Source organism: Stenotrophomonas sp. LC732 (assembly GCF_052446685.1).
GTDB classification, from domain to species: domain Bacteria; phylum Pseudomonadota; class Gammaproteobacteria; order Xanthomonadales; family Xanthomonadaceae; genus Stenotrophomonas; species Stenotrophomonas muris.
Genome location: NZ_CP199214.1, coordinates 2,577,258 through 2,596,438, shown reverse-complemented (window position 1 = coordinate 2,596,438; position 19,181 = coordinate 2,577,258). Strand labels below are relative to the sequence as shown.

Below are 19,181 nucleotides of genomic sequence, written 5' to 3'. Positions count from 1 at the left end.
CGAATACTGCGCGCACTCCACTCACGCAGGTAACCTCCATGAATGCCTGGAACCCGGTTGCGGTACGCAAGTTCATTCCGGCCCTGATCGGCTGGTGCCTGGCGCTGGCCGCCTGTCTACGCGCCGAACAGCTGCGCGGCGACCTGCACGCAAGGGCGTTGTTGCCCGTGTTGCAGCAAGGTGCAGTCGCGCTGCTGGTCCTGAGCCTGTCCTGCACGGTTGCGGCCTGCCTGTTGCTGTGGCGGCATGGCCGCAGCGATCATGTGCATCCCGCTGCAGGCACTACACCCGTACGGCATCCATCAGCAGGAACCGGCACGGCGCACACTGGAAGGCATTGATCTGTGGCACCAGGCGCTGGAAGTGTTCGCTGGCACAGTGCAGGTCGAGCGCGGCGCGGTCGGGCCACAGCTCGATGAAGATGAAGTGGCCCGGATCCTTCTGGTCGACGAACAGTTCATAGCCGAGGCAGCGCGGCTCGCGCAGCGTGCATGCGACCAGCTCCCGGTACAGGGGAAGCACGGTGTCCACCGCATCGGGATGGATGAAATCCTCGGCGATCACTTTCAGCATGTCGGCACCTGCGAATCGGGCCTTGCAGGATAGCGCCGGCGCATGGCCGGCACCTGTTCCCGTCAACGCAATACCGTGTCCGCACTGACCAGCCGCACGTCATGCATCTGATTGAGGTAGGCCTCGTAGTAGCCCTTGTGCGAGGCACCCACGATGGCCAGCATGCGTCTGCCAGGATGCTGGCTCAGCACGTCGCGGATGTTGGCGACCATGCGCAGGTTGCGGGTTTCCCAGTAACCGACGTACATCCGGCCGAACGCCTTGGAGGACGGCTCGACGAGCGTCGCGCCGAAGTCGCTCTGGTAGGCGGCCATCGCCGCCGCCGGGCTGTTGTAGTCCCGATACAGCGCCATGACACCGCCGGGCTTGTCCAGATCGGCCACGAGGCGTTCATCGGCCTCCCGCCGCGCGCGCGAGTGCGTATTGTTCCAGGCACCGGTGATGGCCGCGCTGGCCGCCGCTTCATCCTCGGCGGGCGTGGGCGAATCGGCCGTGTGGTCGTCCACGGCCCACAGGCGTTCCTGCCCGAGGCGGGCGGCGACCTCGGCGGCGATCAGGTGGGTTTCATTGCGGCGAACCAGGCCTTTTTCGAGGATCTCGACCAAGGCAGGTGTCAGTCCATCACCGCCTTTGCGCTCGGACGCAGGCAGGCGCAGCCACTGCACCTGCGCCGAGCCGCGTTCACCCGCTGCCAGGAACAATGCTGCGAGCCGACGACGCTGGGCGGGCGTCGGCTCGTCCGGCCAGGTCGCAAGCAGGTGCTCGGCCTGGGTGTTCGCCGTAGGCACGTCCAGTCCGGTCGCAGCCTGCGCAGCGGTGGTGTCGAAGCAGTAGGTGGCCACGCTCTCCGCATAGCGTGCCGGGTAGCGACGCATGAAATCGCACTGCAGGCCTGACAGGTCTTCGGTGGCGATCAGCTCGGGCTTCCAGGCGACCAGTCGCTGCAGCAACGGTTCAAGCAAGGCGGTCTGGAAGGACTTGGGCAGGCCGGACAAGTGGGGGGTGCCCAGTACCAGCACTTCGTTCGGGCGCCCGGCAGGCGGGCCCTTCAGCTGGTCGGGATGGAAGCTGGGGCGGTAGGTGGCGTCGGCAGCGAAGGCGCCGCTGCTGCACAGGCCCAGGATGAGGAAACTGGCCAGGCGTGGGAACATGCGATCTCCGTGTCAGTGAGCGTCCTGCGGTTCGCTGCATGCTGGCCAGTTTCATCTACCACCGGATCTCCCGTTGGTCATGCAAACCTTTTCCGCTTGAACTGCATCCGCGTGCCGGGCAAGGCTATGCCCAGTGACGGCGACAACGCGCGACATATGCCCTGACGACACCCGGTGCCGAGCAGAACCTGCCCAGCCGGCACCTGGCGAAACCGCTCGGCGGTGCCCCTGTCGCGCGTGAGCAGAATGTGAAGTACATCGCGATTGTCTACCGCATCCCTGCAGGAGCATCTGAAGATGCGACGGACGTCGCGGAATCCGGCTAAAGCCACCGATCGCATCGCCGATATTCCCTCTGGATCCCGCTCAAGTCGCCCGCTGCAGGACCCCAGGCTGCCCGCGACGGGCGGCCCGCGCTGTGTGTTCCGCCGCTCCCTATGCCGATCGCACCCGCACCAGACGTTCTTGCCAGCCGCTCGAGGGGTGCCTGCCGGTACCTGTAGTCCCAAGCAACTGAAGTTGCCGCCGGGCATCCCGCCCGTCGGGTCGCAACCGCTTACCGGACACCGAGGATCAGACAATGCTCATTCCAGGCTTTACGGCGGGCGCGCAGGCGCCGGCCGAGCTGCATACCCGTTGGTCGCCGTGGCGCGCCCTGCTGGGCGCGCTGGCACCGCAGCACCGCAGCGGCGTCGAGGCGGCGGCCGATGGCCGTGCCGAGCTGGAGGCGCAGGTCGCGGCGCTGCACCGGGTCCAGGCGGTCATCGAGTTCGCCCTCGATGGCACCATCCTGCAGGCCAACGAGAACTTCCTGCAGGCGATGGGTTACCGGCTGGAGGAGATCCAGGGCAAGCATCATTCCCTGTTCGTCGACCCCGAGCAGGCGCGCAGCGCCGGATACCGTGACTTCTGGGCGCGGCTGGGTCGTGGCGAATATGACGCGGGCCAGTACCGGCGTTTTGGCAAGAACCAGCGCGAGATCTGGATCCAGGCCTCGTACAACCCGGTGCTGGACCGACAGGGGCGTCCGTACAAGGTGGTCAAGTTCGCCACTGACATCACTGCGCAGAAGCTGCAGGCGGCCGACTCGGCCGGCCAGCTGGCGGCGATCGACAAGTCGCAGGCGGTGATCGAGTTCAGCATGGATGGCCGCATCCTGTCGGCCAACGACAACTTCCTGGCTGCCACCGGTTACAGCCTGGATGATGTGCGTGGCCAGCACCACTCGCTGTTCGTCGAACCTGAGTATCGCAGCAGTGCCGAGTATCGGCAGTTCTGGGAAAAGCTCGGCCGTGGCGAATATGATGCCGGCCAGTACCGGCGCCTCGGCAAGGGCGGACGCGAGGTCTGGATCCAGGCGTCCTACAACCCGATCCTGGACCTCAACGGGAAGCCGTTCAAGGTGGTCAAGTACGCCACCGACATCACCGCGCAAGTGCATGAGAACCAGGCCATGCAGCGTGCCGTGGCGCAGACCCGTGAAGTGGTGGCGGCCGCCAAGGAGGGCGACCTGACCCGGCGCGTGGCCACCGCCGACAAGAACGGGCCGATCGCCGAGCTGTGCGAAGGGGTGAATTCGCTGGTCGAGGCGATGGCCGCGATCATCGGCCAGATCAAGTTCGCCGCTGACACCATCGCCGTCGGTGCCACCGAGATCGCGCAGGGCAACAGCGATCTGTCGCAGCGCACCGAGCAGCAGGCAGCGTCGCTGGAGGAGACCGCGGTGTCGATGAAGGGCCTGGCCGAGACCGTGCAGCGCACCGCGACCAACGCACGGCAGGCCAGTCAGCTGGCTGGTGGTGCCGCCGATGTCGCCGCGCGCGGCGGTAACGTAGTGCACGAAGTGGTGGAAACCATGGCGGTGATCAACGCGTCCTCGCGCCGCATCGTCGACATCATCGGCGTGATCGACGGGATCGCCTTCCAGACCAACATCCTTGCACTGAACGCCGCGGTGGAAGCCGCGCGTGCGGGCGAACACGGGCGTGGCTTCGCCGTGGTCGCCACCGAGATCCGGGAACTGTCGCAGCGCTCGGCCAGTGCCGCCAAGGAGATCAAGCAGCTGATCGATGCGTCGGTGGCCAATGTCGGTGCCGGTACCGCGCAGGTTGAGAGCGCCGGCCGCACCATGGACGAGATCGTGGTCAACGTGCGCCGGGTCAGCGACCTGATGTCCGAGATCAGCACGGCCGCGCAGCAGCAGAGCGACGACATCCAGCAGATGAACCATGCCGTCGATCTGATCGACCAGGGCACCCAGCAGAACGCCGCGCTGGTCGAGGAAGCTTCGGCCGCGGCGCGCAGCATGGAAGAACAGTCGGCGCAGCTGCTGCAGACGGTGGCCAGCTTCCGCGTGCAGGGTGGGGCGGGGCACATGCATGGTGCGGCGGTCCTGCGCGCGGTCTAGGAGCGGCGGTCGGCGTGTTGTTCCCCGGCCTCGACGGCCGGGGCGGCGTGCACGCAGTTGCGGCCGGCATGCTTGGCCCGGTACAGGGCCTGGTCGGCACGCTCGACCAGGCTGCGCGGGTCACCCTCATCATGCGCGGCCTGCCAGGCCACGCCGATGCTGATGGTCACGTGGGCCTGGGCGGCGGGCAGGGCGGCGGCTTCCACGGCGGCGCGCAGGCGCTCGCCCAGGCCCAGGGCGTGGCCGATGTCGGGCGCGGGCAGGGCGGCGATGAACTCCTCGCCGCCGTAGCGGGCCAGCAGATCATCACCGCGTTGCAGGCAGCCGTCGAGGATCGCGGCGACCGCCTGCAGGCGGCGATCACCTTCCGGATGCCCGTAGGTGTCGTTGAGTCGCTTGAAGTGGTCGATATCGATCATCAGCACCGCCAGCCCCACGCCCTGGCGACGGGCGCGGCCGTGCGCGCTGCCGAGCGCTTCATCGAAGTTGCGCCGGTTGCCGAGCCCGGTCAACGGATCGCGCCGGGCCAGCAGCGCCAGCTCGTCGCGCTCACGCTGGATCTGCACCTGGGTGAGCACGCTGCGCAGGGCATGGCCGAGCATGGCACCGATGAACCCCACGGTGGCCAGGGTCGGCTGCAGGCGTGCCACCAGCAGCGCCACCATCATCAGCAGCAACGGCAGCATCAGCGGCACGCCGGCATCGACGATGCGGCGGAGGTTGCGCGGCACAGCCACCGCCGGTGGGCGGTACGTGCTGCCGGCCAGCACTGCCAGCAGCACGAACAGCCCGCTGATCAGCAGGTCGCCCCAGCCACCATCGGGTACCTGCGGCTGCCAGGTATTGATGTAGAGCGCCATCAGGAAGTAGCCGAGCGCGTAGATCGTCAACGTGCGGAAGAAGTCGCGGCGGTCGGCATTGTCCTCGGCCAGGAAGCGGATCAGCGCGAAGCAGAACACCAGGCTGTTCTGCACGTTGCTCAGGGTGTGCAGGCATTGCGTCCACAATGCGGTGTTGAGGTGTGCCATCGCCCGCGTATGCACGAAGTACAGCAACCACAGCAGCGCGATGACCGCCAGGTCCACCGCACGGATACAGCGGTTGCCGCCGCCTGGGCTGGCGGCAACGTAGGTCAGCGGAATCCGGTAGAACACATACAGGATCAGCGACGAGGCGGTCATCTGCGCAGGGCTGAGGCCGGCCACATTGCGATACAGCAGGGCCAGCAGGGCCAGCGAGAACAGGCCGACGGCAGCGCCCAGCGTTCGCCACTTGCAGGCCGCCTGGCTGTCGCGCGCGCGTCGCACGCAGGCCAGAGCGGCCAGAAGGGGGGCGGTGATCAGCATCAGGTAGGAGCCAACCGGGTCCTGCGGGCCGATCAAGGCAATGACGAGCGCGTGCGTGACCATGAAAAACAGTGCCGCACGCAACGTCATGCATTCCCCCGCCCCCAGATCCGGCTGGGATCACGATAGGCAGAAGTAGGTGAGGCTGGCAAGAAAAGTGTGCGCTAGTGAAATTCGCAACCTTGTCGGCTGTCACATTTTCGTTTCAGCGGGGTGACACGACGGCGTTGACGTGGGCGTACGTCCAGAAGTCGCGGGGCTGCCCCCGCACGTGGCGATGGGCGCGCAGTATGTCGGCGAGCGTGGGAGGGGCATGCTGGGGCATCCTCGCCAGTGTCGGCGCTCCGGTCCGGGAAATGCAAAAGGCCAGGTCATGGACCTGGCCTTTGATGCAGTGGTGCCGGTGAAAGGACTCGAACCTTCATGGGGTCACCCCCGGCTGATTTTGAGTCAGCTGCGTATACCATTCCGCCACACCGGCAGGCAGCGTGCGAGTGTAACCGAGGTCGGCAGGAGATGCCTAGTAGGAGAGCCTATCAGGGCGGTTCCTGTCGGCATTGGCCCCTTGGTAGCTATACTCCCGACGTGCAATTGCCTCCAGGAGCGGTAGCTGATGACAGTGTTGCAGGACCTGAGGGTGCTGGTGGTCGAGAACGACGAGATGAGTGCGGCCCTGCTGCAGATGCAGCTGGTGCATGCCGGTGCGACTGTGGTCGGGCTTGCCGCGAGTGTGTCCGAGGCCCTGCGGCTGCTGGAGCAGAGCACTCCTGACGTGGCCCTGCTGGATTACCGGCTGGCCCGCAACGAGACCAGTGAGCCAGTGGCTGCAGCGCTTTCGGCGCGTGGCATTCCGTTCGTGCTGGCCACCGGGATGCTGGCCGAGCAGCTGCCTGCGCCGATGCTGGCCGGCCTGTTGCTGGTCAAGCCGTACCTGTCGGCCGATCTGTCGCGGGCGCTGGCGCGTGCGGTGGGACGCTCCAGCGCCAAGGCCTGAGCCGCTCGCCACGCACCGGCAGGGGGAAGCTGCGGGGGCTGAATCCTCACGTCTGCGATGCGCGGCGGCAACCCCTGATCCAGGAGCCCTGCCCACGCGCGGTTTTTCATTCGCGTCCGGCGCTCAGCCCGCTTCCTCGTACACGTAACGGATTTCCTCGCGGTCATCGAGGATGCGGTACTGGCGCGCCAGATCATCCGGTTCGGGGTTGAGCCAGACGTCCAGGTGTTCCCTGCGGATCGGTACCACGCCGCGGTCATGCCCGGCAGCGGCGACGTCGCTGGGCGGTGTGTCGGTGATCGTGGCAAACGAAAGCAGGCGGCCTTCCGGTCCTTCCCATTCCGCCCAGAGGCAGGCCAGCAGCAGGTCGCGGGGTGGATCGGGGCGGAATTCGAGCACCACGTCCTGCTCCTTTTCGTCGGCACCGAGGCTGCGGCCGGCGATGGCGTGGCGGGGCACGTGCTCGTAGAACGCCTGCACCACCACCACGCCGTGGCGCAGTCCGAACGCACCCCGCCAGTAACCTTCCAGGCTGTCGCGCCGCGCGTTGTAGGTGCCGGGGTACAGCACGTCGTTGCGCGCCGGCTTGTCCGGCAACCGGCACTGGTAGCGCATCGGCTTGATCACGCGCCGGCCGTTCTCGCTGACCATCACCGGCGCGTAGGTGCCGGGGAAAATGCGGTTGTCGCGCGGCAGCAGCTGCACCCGATGCAGGTCGTCCAGCCGGGCCTGCGCGCGCTCGATGCGGTTGCCAGCCACGCGCAGGTCATTGCGCGCTTTCTGCGTGGGCCGGGTGGCCAGCGTGGCATGGGCAATATCGCGTCGTTCGCGCTGCCGGACCAGTTCAGCCTCCAGCGCCTGCTGCTCCTGCGCATGCCATTGCTGGATCTTCGCCACGATGTCCCGGCCCTGTTCGGTACGCGCACCGGCGAACCCGTCATCCATCGCCTTCGGCGTCTTCGGCCGCTTCTTGCCTGGATCGTGTGCGTACAGTTCGGCGAACTCCTCCAGCGACAGGATGGCGCCGAACTCGCGTACCAGCTTGGCGTAGTCAGCGCGGATCAGGGCGGAATAGCACATGGGACTCTGGGGGCCTGGGTCGCAGCGGCTGCGACGTGGATGCGGCAGGATAGCCCGACCCATCTGGAGATGCCGCATGACTGATTCCATCACCTGCCAGTTCCGCGAAGCCGTGCCCACGGTCGAGGACTACTGCCGGTTGCGCGTGCTTGCAGGCCTCAGTGCCAAGGCCCGGGAAGCGGCCGCCCGCGCGCTGCCCAATACGCTGTTCGGCGTGTGTGCCTACCAGGGCACTGAGCTGGTGGCGATGGGCCGTATCGTCGGCGATGGCGGCTGCCACCTGCAGGTCTGTGATATCGCGGTGCTGCCGCGGTTGCAGGGGCAGGGCCTGGGCAAGGAAGTGATGCGGCGCCTGGATGGCTGGATGCAGGCCAACCTGCCGCCATCGGCGTACGTCAGCCTGCTGGCCGATGGCGAGGCGCATCGGTTGTACGCACAGTTTGGTTTCGCGCCCACGGCACCGGCATCGATCGGGATGTATCGGCGGTTCTGAGCCGTAATCGGGGTGAAGCCATCCACACCATGCGTGGATAGGGCCTTCCCAGGAATCACAGGCAAAGAAAAACCCCGACCGGAGTCGGGGTTTTCAAGAATTGGCGTCCCCACGGGGATTCGAACCCCGGTCGCCACCGTGAAAGGGTGATGTCCTAGGCCTCTAGACGATGGGGACGCACGAAAACTTCAAGTTGTAGATCCTTCGACGGCCTAATGTCGAAGTGGTGGAGCCAAGCGGGATCGAACCGCTGACCTCCTGCATGCCATGCAGGCGCTCTCCCAGCTGAGCTATGGCCCCATGAAACTCCGGATGATCTGCCGGGAGCAGAGTCCGTTTTGAAACTGGCGTCCCCACGGGGATTCGAACCCCGGTCGCCACCGTGAAAGGGTGATGTCCTAGGCCTCTAGACGATGGGGACGCACGAAAAACTTCAAGTTGTAGAACCTTCGACGGCCTAATGTCGAAAGTGGTGGAGCCAAGCGGGATCGAACCGCTGACCTCCTGCATGCCATGCAGGCGCTCTCCCAGCTGAGCTATGGCCCCTTGTTACCGAGCCGCCTATCATACCTGCGTGTTCACGTTTGTGGAAGTTTTTTTTGAACTTTTTTCGTTCCGGTTCGACCGTCGCCACGAGGGCAGGGGAACCGCAACGCCACAACCTGAATGCCGGTAGGCGGTGAACAAAAAAGACCCGGTTATCGGCCGGGTCCTCGTTGTTCGTGATGAGTGGCGTCCCCACGGGGATTCGAACCCCGGTCGCCACCGTGAAAGGGTGATGTCCTAGGCCTCTAGACGATGGGGACGCAATTCTCATCAATGTTCTTTAGCGACCTTTCGACGGCCTAATGCCGAAAGATTGGTGGAGCCAAGCGGGATCGAACCGCTGACCTCCTGCATGCCATGCAGGCGCTCTCCCAGCTGAGCTATGGCCCCACGTCGCTGAGGAGCGAAATAATAGCCTTGCCCCCGGGGGTTGGCAAGCATTTGTTGCACTTTTCTTCACGCGCGTTGCTATGCCGCGTCGTCGGTCAGCGCCGCCAGGATCGGGCACTGATCCAGCGTGCCGTGGCCGGGGCAGGCGTCGACCAGCTGAGAAAGCGCGGTGTGCATGCGCTGCAGTTCGGCCATGCGTTGTGCAATGTCCTGCAGCCGGGCCTGCGCCGTGTCGCGCACACTGCCCATGTCCTGTGAGTGGCGGTCACTGAGCGCCAGCAGTTCGGCGATTTCTTCCAGGCTGAAGCCCAGCGTCTTGGCGCGGCGGATGAAGCGCAGCCGGCGCAGGTCCTGCTCACCGAAGATGCGGTAGCCCCCGGCCGAGCGTGCCGCCGTGGGCAGCAACTGCTGGCGTTCGTAGTAGCGCACCGTATCGATCGGCACGCCGGCCTGGCGTGCCAGTTGACCAATGTTCATGGCGGATTCCTGCGGATGCTGCCGCTCATTGTGAAGCCTTGAGTCTGGTCCAGGGTCAAGGTCCCGTCGCTGACGGCGCATTCAGCGCACTTTGCAACTTTCTTCATAGCCCCACCGTCGTGGCAGTTCCTACCCTGCGCCTGAACCGGCCGCTGGACGGCCTGCAACGAACCGAGGAGATGGTCTGTGGAAGGATTCAGGAACGAAGGATTCGTCGAGGTCGCGGTGGTCGAATACCCGGGAGGCGACCCGTCGGCCGCCTCCGTGCTGACCGAGATGGCACATGTCGCCAACCGGCTTGCCCAGCAGCAGCGCCGTCCGTTCAAGCGTGTCCTGGTGACCCGCTGGATCGTGCCGGCCAGCCAGACCGGCGTGCATCGCATTGCCGGCGCGGAGATGCTCGAGGCGGACATCCCCGCCGTGATCGCCGTGCCTGGCCAGATCAGCCAGGGCGTCTGCCTGCGCGCCGATGAGGTGCTGCTGGATTGGCTGCGCGCGCATTACGACGGTGGCAGTCTGCTGGCTGCCGCCAGCGACGGTGTCAGCATGCTGGCACGCGCCGGTCTGCTGGCTGGGCGCACCGTCAGTGGTCCGGACCTCGGGCGCCATCCGGGCCTGCAGGGGCAGTCGGCCAGCTGGGTACCCAGCGAGCGCGCGCTGGTCGATGACGGCGACCTGCTGACGGTGGCCGGTTCCCAGGCCTGGCGCTTCCTCGCCCTGCGCCTGCTGTACCGGCTGCACGGCCAGGGCGTGGCGAGTTCCGTGGCGCAGCAGCTGGGGATCACGGTTCCGGCGGCGATCCAGCAGGATCTCGAGCGTTTCAGTGCCAACTTCGCCCACGGCGATCGCGACGTACTGAAGGCGCAACGCTGGCTGCATACCACCGCTGCGCGCGGCGCCACGCTCGGTGCGATCTGTGAGATTTCCGGGCTGGAGCCGCGCACCCTGCAGCGGCGCTTCCTGAAGGCCACCGGCCTGCGCCCGATCGAGTATTGCCAGCGGTTGCGTATCGCCAAGGCGCAGACGCTGTTGCAGCAGGGGGCGGGCATCGATGAAGTGGCCTGGGGCGTGGGCTATGCCGACCAGAGCGCATTCCGTCGCCTGTTCCTGCGCATTGTTGGAATGACGCCGGCCAACTATCGCCGGCTGGTCAACAACAAGCGGCGCGAGCGGCCGCTGTTGCCATCGGTGGCAGGCAGCCTGCGCGGGCTGCAACCGGCGCCCGGCATGCAGATGCCGCGCAGCGTGGCCTGATGCCTGCAGTAGGCGTCGCGCTTGCAACCTGGGCGCGACGCTTCGACCATGCAGGTAACGGATGATGGGGCAGGTGGGCTGATGTCGAGTGTGGGACCGGTGCCGATGCCGGTGGTGTTCATCCTGATGTGCGTGCTGCTGGCCATGGCGGTAGCACGCCTGTGGCCGCGTAGGAAAGACGGGATGGCAGTGCCTTCCGCGGCCAGCCTGGTTCTGGACATGTTGCTGATCGGCCTGCTGTGCGGACGCATCAGCTTCGTCGCCTTGAACTTCGCGCTTTACCGTGAGGCCCCGTGGAGCATCCTGCAGATCGCCGACGGTGGGTATCACCTTGCAGTCGTGCTGGCTGCGGGCCTGGCGTGGGGCACCTGGCGGCTGCGGCTCTGGCGCGCGTTGCGTGCGCCGGTGCTGGCGGGCGCACTGGTGGGCGTGGTGTCGTGGGTGGTGGGCAGCCACCTGCTGGCAGCCTGGCAGGAGCAGCGGATGCCGCTGCCGGCGGTGCAGGTGGCCGATCTGCAGGGGCGCGTGATCGACCTGCAGCAGTTCCGGGGCAAGCCACTGGTGCTGAATCTCTGGGCCAGCTGGTGTGGGCCCTGCCGGCGCGAGATGCCGGTGCTGGCATCCGCACAGCAGACCCACACCGACGTGCAGTTCGTGTTCCTCAACCAGGGGGAAACCCTGGACGAAGTGAAGGGTTTCATTGCATCCGAACAGCTCCGGCTGGGCAATGTGCTGCTGGACGATACCGCCTCGGCGTCAACCGTGCTGGGTGTGCAGGCCTATCCGTCGACGCTGTTCTTCGACGCCGAAGGTCGCCTGCGTGAACTGCACCTTGGCGAACTGACGGCGGCGGGTCTTGAACACAAACTGCGCCGGCTGCGGTAGCCTGCGCGGGCATCTCATTACGGAGTTCCCATGTTGTCGACTTCCCTGCGCATCGCTCCGGCGGTGCTGTTGCTGCCGGTCATGCTGGCATTGGCCGCCTGCAGCCAGGCCCAGACCCCGCCGGGCAAGACGGCGGCAGCGCCGGCCGCCGGCGCTCCGGCCACCGCGGCAAAGGGCGACCGTCCCGCAGTGCTGAAAGGCATCGAGAAGCACGGCTTCGAAGTCGTTGCCGAGTTTGATGCACCGGGTGGCCTGCGTGGCTTCGCCGGCGTGGTGGGGGGGCAGCAGCCCGCCGCCGCGTACGTGACCGCCGACGGCAAGCATGTGCTGGTGGGCAGCCTGTTCGATGCCGAAGGCAACGATGTGGCCGCCGAGGCGGTGGAGAAGCTGGTCGCTGCACCGATGTCGGCCAAGATGTGGACCAAGCTGGAAGCCAGCGCCTGGGTGCGTGACGGCAAGGCCGATGCACCGCGTGTGGTCTATACCTTCAGCGATGCCAACTGCCCGTACTGCCACAAGTTCTGGGAAGCGGCGCGTCCGTGGGTTGACGCCGGCAAGGTGCAGTTGCGCCACATCATGGTTGGCGTGATCCGCGAGGACAGCCCGGCCAAGGCCGCCGCCATCCTCGCCGCGCGTGATCCGAGCGCGGCGCTGCTGGAGAATGAGCACCAGTTCGACCGTGGCGGCATCAAGGCGCTACCGAGCATCAGCCGCGAGATCGCAGGCAAGCTTGATGCCAACCAGGTCCTGATGATCGAGATGGGCTTCCAGGGCACGCCGGGCATCCTGTTCCAGGATGGACAAGGGCAGGTGCAGCGTCGCGCGGGCCTGCCGCAGGGCGCCGACCTGCAGACGGTGCTGGGTCCGCGCTGATCGCCGCCAACGTCGTGATGTAACCGACAGGCCCGCATGGCAGCATGCGGGCCTGTTGCATTTCGGCGCTCCTGCGGCGGGCGGAGAGGGCAGCAGGGCTGCGCAGCAGCTGTTCGTCGTCACATCTGAATCGTGACTGACATCAAGCATCGCGCCTTGATTCCAATCAAGGTCAAAAACGACAGGCGGATTAGCCTGTTGACGCATGGAATACAGCGTCAACGCGCCATGGATGCCGCGCCAGACATGCCTTGAACCAGGGCGGTCGGCACAGCCATTCACGACACTCTCACTCCCCGATTGTTACCCAGACCGCTGCGGTCGCCACCTCTCTGGCAGCGCGGCCTTGATGGGCTCGACACCGGTGCGGGCAGGGCAGTGTCATCGTCCTGTTGCCTGCCGGATGCAGGCTGGCCGGTGTCGTCAACGCAGTATCCGCATTTCCAGCAACGGCGACGCGAGGCCAGGGCACTGTGCGCCTGTATCCGACCAGCGCGCTGCGAATGTTTGTCCAGGGAGGATGCAATGCGCTTGGCGGTACTGAGTCTGGCCTGTTCGACCGCACTGGCGATCGCGCCAGCGTATGCGCAGCAGCATGGCCAGGAAGATGCGCAGGCGTTGCGGCAGGAAATCGCTGCCATGCGCCAGGCATTGGAAGGCATGCAGCAGCGCCTGGATCGGCTTGAGCAGCGCGAGGGCTCAGCGCCTGCCGCCGTGGCGCAGGCCCCGACCCCGGCAGCAACGGCGGGCGGCAGCGCCAGCATGCTGCACCCGACCCAGGTGCCGGGCGTGGCGCAACCGGTGCTGCCGCAGCGCGAATCGGTGGCCGATCCCTCAACGGCGGCGTCGCGTCCCGACAGCGCAGCCGGTCCGACCGACCCCGATCTGAAAGGCTTCTTCACCATTCCCGGCACCGATACGGTGATCCGCATCGGCGGCTACGCCAAGCTCGATGCGATTGCCGATTCGCGTGCGGCCGGTGACGAAGATCAGTTCATTCCGTCGTCGATGCCGGTGGGTGGCAGCCATCGCGATGTCTCCAACTTCAACATCCATGCCAAGCAGACCCGCTTCAGCTTCGAGGCGCGGCGCCCGACCACGCACGGCAACCTGCGTTTCTACCTGGAGAACGATTTCTTCGGCAGCAGTGAGGGGTATGAGTTCCGCCTGCGACACGCCTATGGACAGCTTGGCAACACCTATGCCGGCTATGGCTACTCCAGCTTCATGGACCCGGACAGCCTGCCCGATACGCTTGACTTCGCCGGGCCGGGCGGCGCCGGATACCTGCTGGTGGCGGGCATTCACCACAGTTTTGCGATAGGCAAGGGCAACACCCTGACCGTCGCTGCTGAAGACCCGAAGACTGAACTCGCCGGCGCCAGCGATGCTCGCACGGCAGTCAACCGCCTGCCCGATGTGACCGTGACCGCGCGCCTGGAGCGCGACTGGGGCCACCTGCAGCTGGGCGCGGTGGCACGCAGCCTGGCCTACGACGGCGATGGCGAGCGCGACCGGCGCATGGCCGGTGGCCTGCAGCTGAGCGGCTCGGCGTCAGTGGGCGAGCGCGACCTGCTGCTGTTCGGCGTACTCGGCGGGCGCGGCCTCAGTCGCTACACCGCCGACCTGACCGGCTCCGGACTGGACGCAGTGGTCGGTGCCGATGGCCGCCTCGCCGCGTTGGACCTGCACGGCGGTTTCGTCGGCTACACCCATTACTGGTCCGCGCTGTGGCGCTCCAACCTGATCTTTGGCCAGCTGACCCTGGAGCGCAACGCCGCACTCGCCGCTGATGCATTCCGGCAGAGCCGCTACGGCGTGTTCAACCTGATCTGGAGCCCGGCGCCGTCCTGGACGATGGGCATGGAGCTGCTGTACGGCCGGCTGGAACAGCAGGGCGGCGCACGCGGCGACACGGTCCGGGTGCAGGGCAGCCTGCAATACAACTTCATCAAATAGACGCCAGCGGTCGTACGCCAGCGTAACCGTCCCCACGCCCGGTGCTGCCGGGCTCATGCCAGTACCGGAGATCGTCATGGCAGAAGCAAAGAAAATCGGGGTGGTCGGAGCCACCTTCCTCGTCGCCGGCAACATGATGGGCTCAGGCGTGTTCCTGTTGCCGTCCAGCCTGGCCAAGATCGGTACCGCCTCGATCTGGGGCTGGCTGATCACCACCGCCGGTGCGCTGCTGCTGGCCTTCGTGTTCGCCAAGCTGGGCAAGCTCGCACCCAAGGCGGGCGGTCCCTATGCCTACGCGCGCGACTGGTTCGGGCCGTACATGGGCTTCCAGACCAACACCATCTACTGGTTCGCCAACTGGATCGGCAACGTCGCCATTCCGATCGCGGCGGTGGGCTATTTCAGCTATTTCTTCCCGATCCTGTCCGAGCCGCTGGTGCGTTGCGTCGCGGTGCTGGTGCTGGTGTGGGCACTGAGCTTTGCCAACGTGATCGGTCCGGCCTTCGTCAGCCGCGTGCAGACGGTCACCACCAGCTTTGCGTTGGTGCCGATCCTGGGCATCGCCATTTTCGGCTGGTTCTTCTTCGATGCCGACATCTTCAAGGGCGCCTACAACGTGTCTGGCGAGTCGAACTTCGGTGCGATCTCGAGCGCTGCGGCACTGACCCTGTGGGCCTTCATCGGCGTCGAGTCTGCATCGGTGACTGCCGGTGTGGTCGAAAATCCGGAGAAGAACGTCGCCCGCGCGACGCTGGCCGGCGTGTTCCTGGCTGCCATCGCCTACATCGCCAGTTCGTCGGTGATCATGGGCATGGTGCCGAACGCGGAACTGCAGGTGTCCGACGCACCGTTCGCGCTGGCGGCGGCCAAGGCGGTCGGTGGCTGGGGCGGCGCGCTGGTCAGCCTGTGCGCCTTCATCGGTGCCGCCGGCTCGCTGGGTGGCTGGATCCTGCTGACCGCGCAGAGTGCCAAGGCAGCGTCGGATGACGGCCTGTTCCCGAGCATCTTCAGCAAGACCAACAAGGACGACGTGCCGGTCAAGGGCGTGCTGATCGTGGCGGTGCTGATGACCCTGGCGGTGCTGGTGACCTCCACCTCGGAAACCGCGTCGGCCCAGTTCGACGTGATCACGTCGGCGGCCGTGGTGCTGACCCTGCTGCCCTACATCTACTCGTGCGTGGCGTGCTACTTCGTGGTCGAGCGTTCGCACACCCTGGTCCACACCGGTGCGTTCTGGACGCTGACCAGCCTGACCGTCGTGTACTGCCTGTGGGCGATCTACGGCTCGTCGGGGACCATCGTGCAGTACGCCTTCCTGTTCGTGCTGTTCATCACCGTGTTCTATCCCTTCTTCAGCGAGGAGCGCCGCCAGCAGCGGCAGCGCGCCCGCGAGGCCTCGGCGATCAGCGCCGGCGCCCGGCATTCCTGAGTTCGACAAGGAGAATCAACGTGTACTTCAAGTCCCTGGACTACCCGGTCATTGTCATCGACAACGACTACGAGTCGCCGCGCATCGGTGGCATCCTGATCCGTGCGCTGGTGGAAGAGCTGCGCAGCAACGACCAGCGCGTGCTGTGCGGGCTGAACCTGGATGACGCCCGGGCCGGTGCCCGCACCTACGTGGCGGCCTCGGCGGTGCTGATCTCGATCGATGGCAGCGAAGAGGTGGATGGCGAGTTCCAGCGCCTGACCGCCTTCCTGCGCGAGCAGAGCGCACGCCGTGCCAATCTGCCGGTGTTCCTGTACGGCGAGCGCCGCACCATCGAGAAGGTGCCGAGCAAGCTGCTCAAGTACATCCACGGTTTCATCTTCCTGTTCGAAGACACCAAGAGCTTCATCTCGCGGCAGGTGATGCGCGCGGCCGAAGACTACATGAAGAACCTGCTGCCGCCGTTCTTCAAGGCGCTGATCCATCATGCGGCCGAGTCGAACTATTCCTGGCATACGCCGGGCCATGCCGGCGGCGTGGCATTCACCAAGTCGCCGGTCGGCCGCGCATTCCATCAGTTCTATGGCGAGAACACCCTGCGCAGCGATCTGTCGATCTCGGTGCCGGAGCTGGGCTCGCTGCTCGATCACACCGGCCCGATCAAGGATGCCGAGAACGAGGCGGCACGCAACTTCGGTGCCGACCACACCTTCTTCGTCACCAACGGCACCTCCACCGCCAACAAGATCGTCTGGCATGGCACGGTGGCCCGCGGCGACGTGGTGTTCGTTGACCGCAACTGCCACAAGTCGCTGCTGCACGCGCTGATCATGACGGGTGCGGTGCCGGTGTACTTCACGCCCAGCCGCAACGCGCACGGGATCATCGGCCCGATCAGCCTGGACCAGTTCACGCCGGAGTCGCTGCAGCAGCGCATCGCCGCCAATCCGCTGGCCAGCCAGGCCTACAAGGCCGGCTCCAAGCCGCGCATCGCGGTGGTCACCAACTCGACCTACGACGGCCTGTGCTACAACGCCGAGAAGATCGCTGACGAGATCGGCAGCGCAGTCGATTTCCTGCATTTCGACGAAGCCTGGTACGCCTACGCCGCGTTCCACCCGTTCTACGAGAACCACTACGGCATGGCCAAGGGCAAGCCGCGTGAGCAGGATGCGATCATTTTCACCACGCATTCCACCCACAAGCTGCTGGCGGCGTTTTCGCAGGCCTCGATGATCCACGTGCGCAACTCGGCGCAACGCAACCTCGATGCCGAGCGCTTCAACGAATCGTTCATGATGCACACCTCGACCAGCCCGCACTACGGGGTGATCGCGGCCTGCGATGTGGCGTCGAAGATGATGGAAGGCGACGCCGGCCGTTCGCTGGTGCAGGAAATGCACGACGAGGCGATCGCCTTCCGCCGCGCGATGCTGCACGTCCGCGATGATCTCGGCCGCGACGACTGGTGGTTCAGCGTGTGGCAGCCGACCCAGGTCGAGCGCAGCCTGGACAAGGGCGATACGCCGGCACCGATGGTGGCCAAGCGCGAGGAGTGGTACCTGCAGCCGGATGCGCACTGGCACGGCTTCGAGAACCTGGTGGATGACTATGTTCTGATCGACCCGATCAAGGTGACCCTGCTGACCCCGGGCCTGGCAATGGACGGCAGCATGGGCAGGCTGGGCATCCCGGCGGCGGTGCTGAGCAAGTTCCTGTGGGGCCGCGGCATCACCGTGGAGAAGACCAACCTGTACTCGGTGCTGTTCCTGTTCTCGATGGGCATCACCAAGGGCAAGTGGAGCACCCTGGTCACCGAGCTGATGGCGTTCAAGGAACTGTACGACCGCAATGCGCCGCTGAGCCAGGCACTGCCGACGCTGGCCGCCGATTATCCGAATGCCTACGCTGGCTGGGGCCTGCGTGACCTGTGCGACGCGCTGCATGCGTTCAACCAGGAATTTGCCGTGGCCAAGGTGATGCGCGAGATGTACGTGGACCTGCCGACGCCGGTGATGACCCCGGCCGATGCCTACAACCACCTGGTCAAGGGCGAGATCGAGCGGGTCGACATCGAGCAGATCAGTGGCCGCATCGCGGCGACCATGCTGGTGCCGTACCCGCCGGGCATCCCGACCATCATGCCGGGCGAGCGCTTCGGCGACAGCGACGAGCCGATCATCCAGTCGCTGCGCATCGCCCGCGAGCAGAACGCCCGTTTCCCGGGCTTCGAATCGGACGTGCACGGGCTCATCATCGAGCAGGAGGGTGATGCGGTCTCGTACAAGGTGGAGGTGCTGAAGGCCTGACCCGTAACGGTCGGCTCATCGGCGAACGATGGATACCGCGCGCGAGCAACGCATCCTGACGTTCTCGATCGGGGTCACCCTTGCGGTGAGCGCGGTCGGCTTCGGCGGTGGCCTGCTGGTGGGATCGCAGGCCATCCTGTTCGACGGCGTGTACAGCCTGGTCGACGTCGCCCTGACCCTGGTGTCGTTGTCGGTGCTGCGGCTGGTGGCGCGGGAACAAAGCCCGCGCTTCCAGTACGGCTACTGGCACCTGGAGCCGATGGTCGAAGCGCTGGGTGGTGTGATCCTGTCGCTGGCCTGCGTGTATGCGCTGGCCAACGCGGTGATCGGCCTGACCACGGGCGGGCACGAAGTGAAATTCGGGCCCGCGCTGTGGTGGGCGGCGCTGCTGAGTGCCAGCAACCTGGCGATGGCGGCGTTCGTTGCGCAGCGGGCGCGGCATCTGCGCTCGGCGCTGTTATGGCTGGATGTGCGTGGCTGGCTGCTGGGCGGGTTGATGAGCCTGGCAGTGGTGCTGGCCTTCGTGTTGGCGCTGGTCCTGCACGGTGGTGAGTGGCACCATTGGGTGCCGTACCTGGATTCGATCGTGCTGGCATTGATCAGCCTGGCGATGCTGCCGGTGCCGGCGCGCAGCGCGTGGAAGGCCATGCGCGAAGTGCTGCAGGTGGCGCCGGATGATCTGGACCGGCGCGTGCAGCAGGTGATGCAGGCGTTCGTGGCCGAGCGTGGCTATGCCGGTTTCACCAGCCATGTGGCGAAGATGGGGCGGATGCGCTTCATCGAGATCCACGTATTGGCCGATCCGGCGACGCCCTTGGGCTCGGTGGGTGAGGTCGATGCGATGCGTGACGAGATCGCGGTGCGGCTGGATGCTCGGGGCAGCACGTTCTGGCTGACCATTGATTTCACCGCAGACCCGGCGTGGACGTGAGCCGTGAACGGTAGAGCCGAGCCCATGCTCGGCTGCCATTCGCGCTGAGCAGCCGAGCGTGGGCTCGGCTCTACACGTGGGCAC

The 19,181-nt window shown here is 66.1% G+C and carries 15 protein-coding genes and 7 tRNA genes; 10 read left to right on the top strand and 12 right to left on the bottom strand.

Features of this window, described 5'->3' with window-relative positions; translation table 11 throughout:
• Positions 1 to 282: 282 nt before the first annotated feature.
• Together ACT6SE_RS12420 and ACT6SE_RS12415 are read right to left on the bottom strand one after the other, a co-directional pair.
• Positions 283 to 573, bottom strand: coding sequence for a putative quinol monooxygenase (locus tag ACT6SE_RS12420; protein WP_046431272.1), 291 nt, complete (start codon positions 571 to 573; stop codon positions 283 to 285).
• Positions 574 to 635: 62 nt separating this feature from the next.
• Positions 636 to 1,724 (bottom strand): DUF5694 domain-containing protein, encoded by a 1,089-nt coding sequence (locus ACT6SE_RS12415; protein ID WP_046431270.1) that lies wholly within the window; start codon positions 1,722 to 1,724, stop codon positions 636 to 638.
• A 580-nt stretch (positions 1,725 to 2,304) separates the two neighbouring features.
• On the opposite strand from ACT6SE_RS12415, the gene ACT6SE_RS12410 reads away from it, so the two are divergent.
• Positions 2,305 to 4,131, top strand: coding sequence for a methyl-accepting chemotaxis protein (locus tag ACT6SE_RS12410; RefSeq protein WP_046431266.1), 1,827 nt, complete (start codon positions 2,305 to 2,307; stop codon positions 4,129 to 4,131).
• On the opposite strand, the gene ACT6SE_RS12405 is transcribed toward ACT6SE_RS12410, so the two are convergent.
• Entirely contained in the window at positions 4,128 to 5,567 is a 1,440-nt protein-coding gene (locus ACT6SE_RS12405) for a GGDEF domain-containing protein (RefSeq protein ID WP_046431263.1), read from the bottom strand. The genes ACT6SE_RS12410 and ACT6SE_RS12405 overlap by 4 nt on opposite strands.
• Positions 5,568 to 5,872: 305 nt before the next feature.
• A tRNA-Leu gene (locus tag ACT6SE_RS12400) sits at positions 5,873 to 5,958 on the bottom strand.
• A gap of 132 nt (positions 5,959 to 6,090) precedes the next feature.
• Here ACT6SE_RS12400 and ACT6SE_RS12395 point away from each other — a divergent pair.
• On the top strand, positions 6,091 to 6,471 hold the full coding sequence (locus tag ACT6SE_RS12395; RefSeq protein WP_032957303.1) for a response regulator: 381 nt from the start codon (positions 6,091 to 6,093) through the stop codon (positions 6,469 to 6,471).
• Positions 6,472 to 6,594: 123 nt separating this feature from the next.
• Here the strand turns inward: ACT6SE_RS12395 and ACT6SE_RS12390 are convergent, their stop codons facing one another.
• Positions 6,595 to 7,551, bottom strand: a complete 957-nt coding sequence (locus ACT6SE_RS12390; protein WP_049420855.1) for an SOS response-associated peptidase family protein — start codon at positions 7,549 to 7,551, stop codon at positions 6,595 to 6,597.
• A gap of 76 nt (positions 7,552 to 7,627) precedes the next feature.
• Here ACT6SE_RS12390 and ACT6SE_RS12385 point away from each other — a divergent pair, with 76 nt between their 5' ends.
• Positions 7,628 to 8,044, top strand: a complete 417-nt coding sequence (locus ACT6SE_RS12385; protein ID WP_014647532.1) for a GNAT family N-acetyltransferase — start codon at positions 7,628 to 7,630, stop codon at positions 8,042 to 8,044.
• 101 nt (positions 8,045 to 8,145) lie between these two features.
• On the opposite strand, the gene ACT6SE_RS12380 is transcribed toward ACT6SE_RS12385, so the two are convergent.
• From ACT6SE_RS12380 to ACT6SE_RS12350, 7 genes are all read right to left on the bottom strand, one after another.
• Positions 8,146 to 8,221, bottom strand: a tRNA-Glu gene (locus tag ACT6SE_RS12380).
• A 47-nt stretch (positions 8,222 to 8,268) separates the two neighbouring features.
• Positions 8,269 to 8,344: transfer RNA gene (locus ACT6SE_RS12375), tRNA-Ala, on the bottom strand.
• A 45-nt stretch (positions 8,345 to 8,389) separates the two neighbouring features.
• Positions 8,390 to 8,465, bottom strand: a tRNA-Glu gene (locus tag ACT6SE_RS12370).
• Positions 8,466 to 8,514: 49 nt separating this feature from the next.
• Positions 8,515 to 8,590, bottom strand: a tRNA-Ala gene (locus ACT6SE_RS12365).
• A gap of 184 nt (positions 8,591 to 8,774) precedes the next feature.
• Positions 8,775 to 8,850: transfer RNA gene (locus ACT6SE_RS12360), tRNA-Glu, on the bottom strand.
• A gap of 54 nt (positions 8,851 to 8,904) precedes the next feature.
• Positions 8,905 to 8,980, bottom strand: a tRNA-Ala gene (locus tag ACT6SE_RS12355).
• Between the two features lie 78 nt (positions 8,981 to 9,058).
• Complete coding sequence (locus tag ACT6SE_RS12350) at positions 9,059 to 9,457, bottom strand: heavy metal-responsive transcriptional regulator (protein ID WP_032957298.1); 399 nt, start codon at positions 9,455 to 9,457, stop codon at positions 9,059 to 9,061.
• A 186-nt stretch (positions 9,458 to 9,643) separates the two neighbouring features.
• On the opposite strand from ACT6SE_RS12350, the gene ACT6SE_RS12345 reads away from it, so the two are divergent.
• From ACT6SE_RS12345 to ACT6SE_RS12315, 7 genes are all read left to right on the top strand, one after another.
• A complete protein-coding gene (locus ACT6SE_RS12345; protein ID WP_046431246.1) occupies positions 9,644 to 10,711 on the top strand; it encodes a GlxA family transcriptional regulator in 1,068 nt (355 codons plus the stop codon).
• Positions 10,712 to 10,792: 81 nt separating this feature from the next.
• Positions 10,793 to 11,596, top strand: a complete 804-nt coding sequence (locus ACT6SE_RS12340) for a redoxin family protein (protein WP_444811001.1) — start codon at positions 10,793 to 10,795, stop codon at positions 11,594 to 11,596.
• A gap of 30 nt (positions 11,597 to 11,626) precedes the next feature.
• A complete protein-coding gene (dsbG, locus tag ACT6SE_RS12335; protein ID WP_014647528.1) occupies positions 11,627 to 12,469 on the top strand; it encodes a thiol:disulfide interchange protein DsbG in 843 nt (280 codons plus the stop codon).
• Positions 12,470 to 12,994: 525 nt separating this feature from the next.
• A complete protein-coding gene (locus tag ACT6SE_RS12330) occupies positions 12,995 to 14,428 on the top strand; it encodes a DcaP family trimeric outer membrane transporter (RefSeq protein WP_014647527.1) in 1,434 nt (477 codons plus the stop codon).
• A 76-nt stretch (positions 14,429 to 14,504) separates the two neighbouring features.
• Positions 14,505 to 15,857 carry an arginine/agmatine antiporter gene (gene adiC, locus ACT6SE_RS12325; RefSeq protein ID WP_014647526.1) on the top strand — a complete coding sequence of 451 codons (1,353 nt, stop codon included), beginning with the start codon at positions 14,505 to 14,507 and terminating at the stop codon, positions 15,855 to 15,857.
• A gap of 20 nt (positions 15,858 to 15,877) precedes the next feature.
• Positions 15,878 to 18,166 (top strand): Orn/Lys/Arg decarboxylase N-terminal domain-containing protein, encoded by a 2,289-nt coding sequence (locus tag ACT6SE_RS12320; protein WP_014647525.1) that lies wholly within the window; start codon positions 15,878 to 15,880, stop codon positions 18,164 to 18,166.
• 28 nt (positions 18,167 to 18,194) lie between these two features.
• Positions 18,195 to 19,097: a cation diffusion facilitator family transporter gene (locus ACT6SE_RS12315; RefSeq protein ID WP_014647524.1), complete on the top strand. Its 903-nt coding sequence runs from the start codon at positions 18,195 to 18,197 to the stop codon at positions 19,095 to 19,097.
• The last annotated feature ends 84 nt before the right edge of the window (positions 19,098 to 19,181 follow it).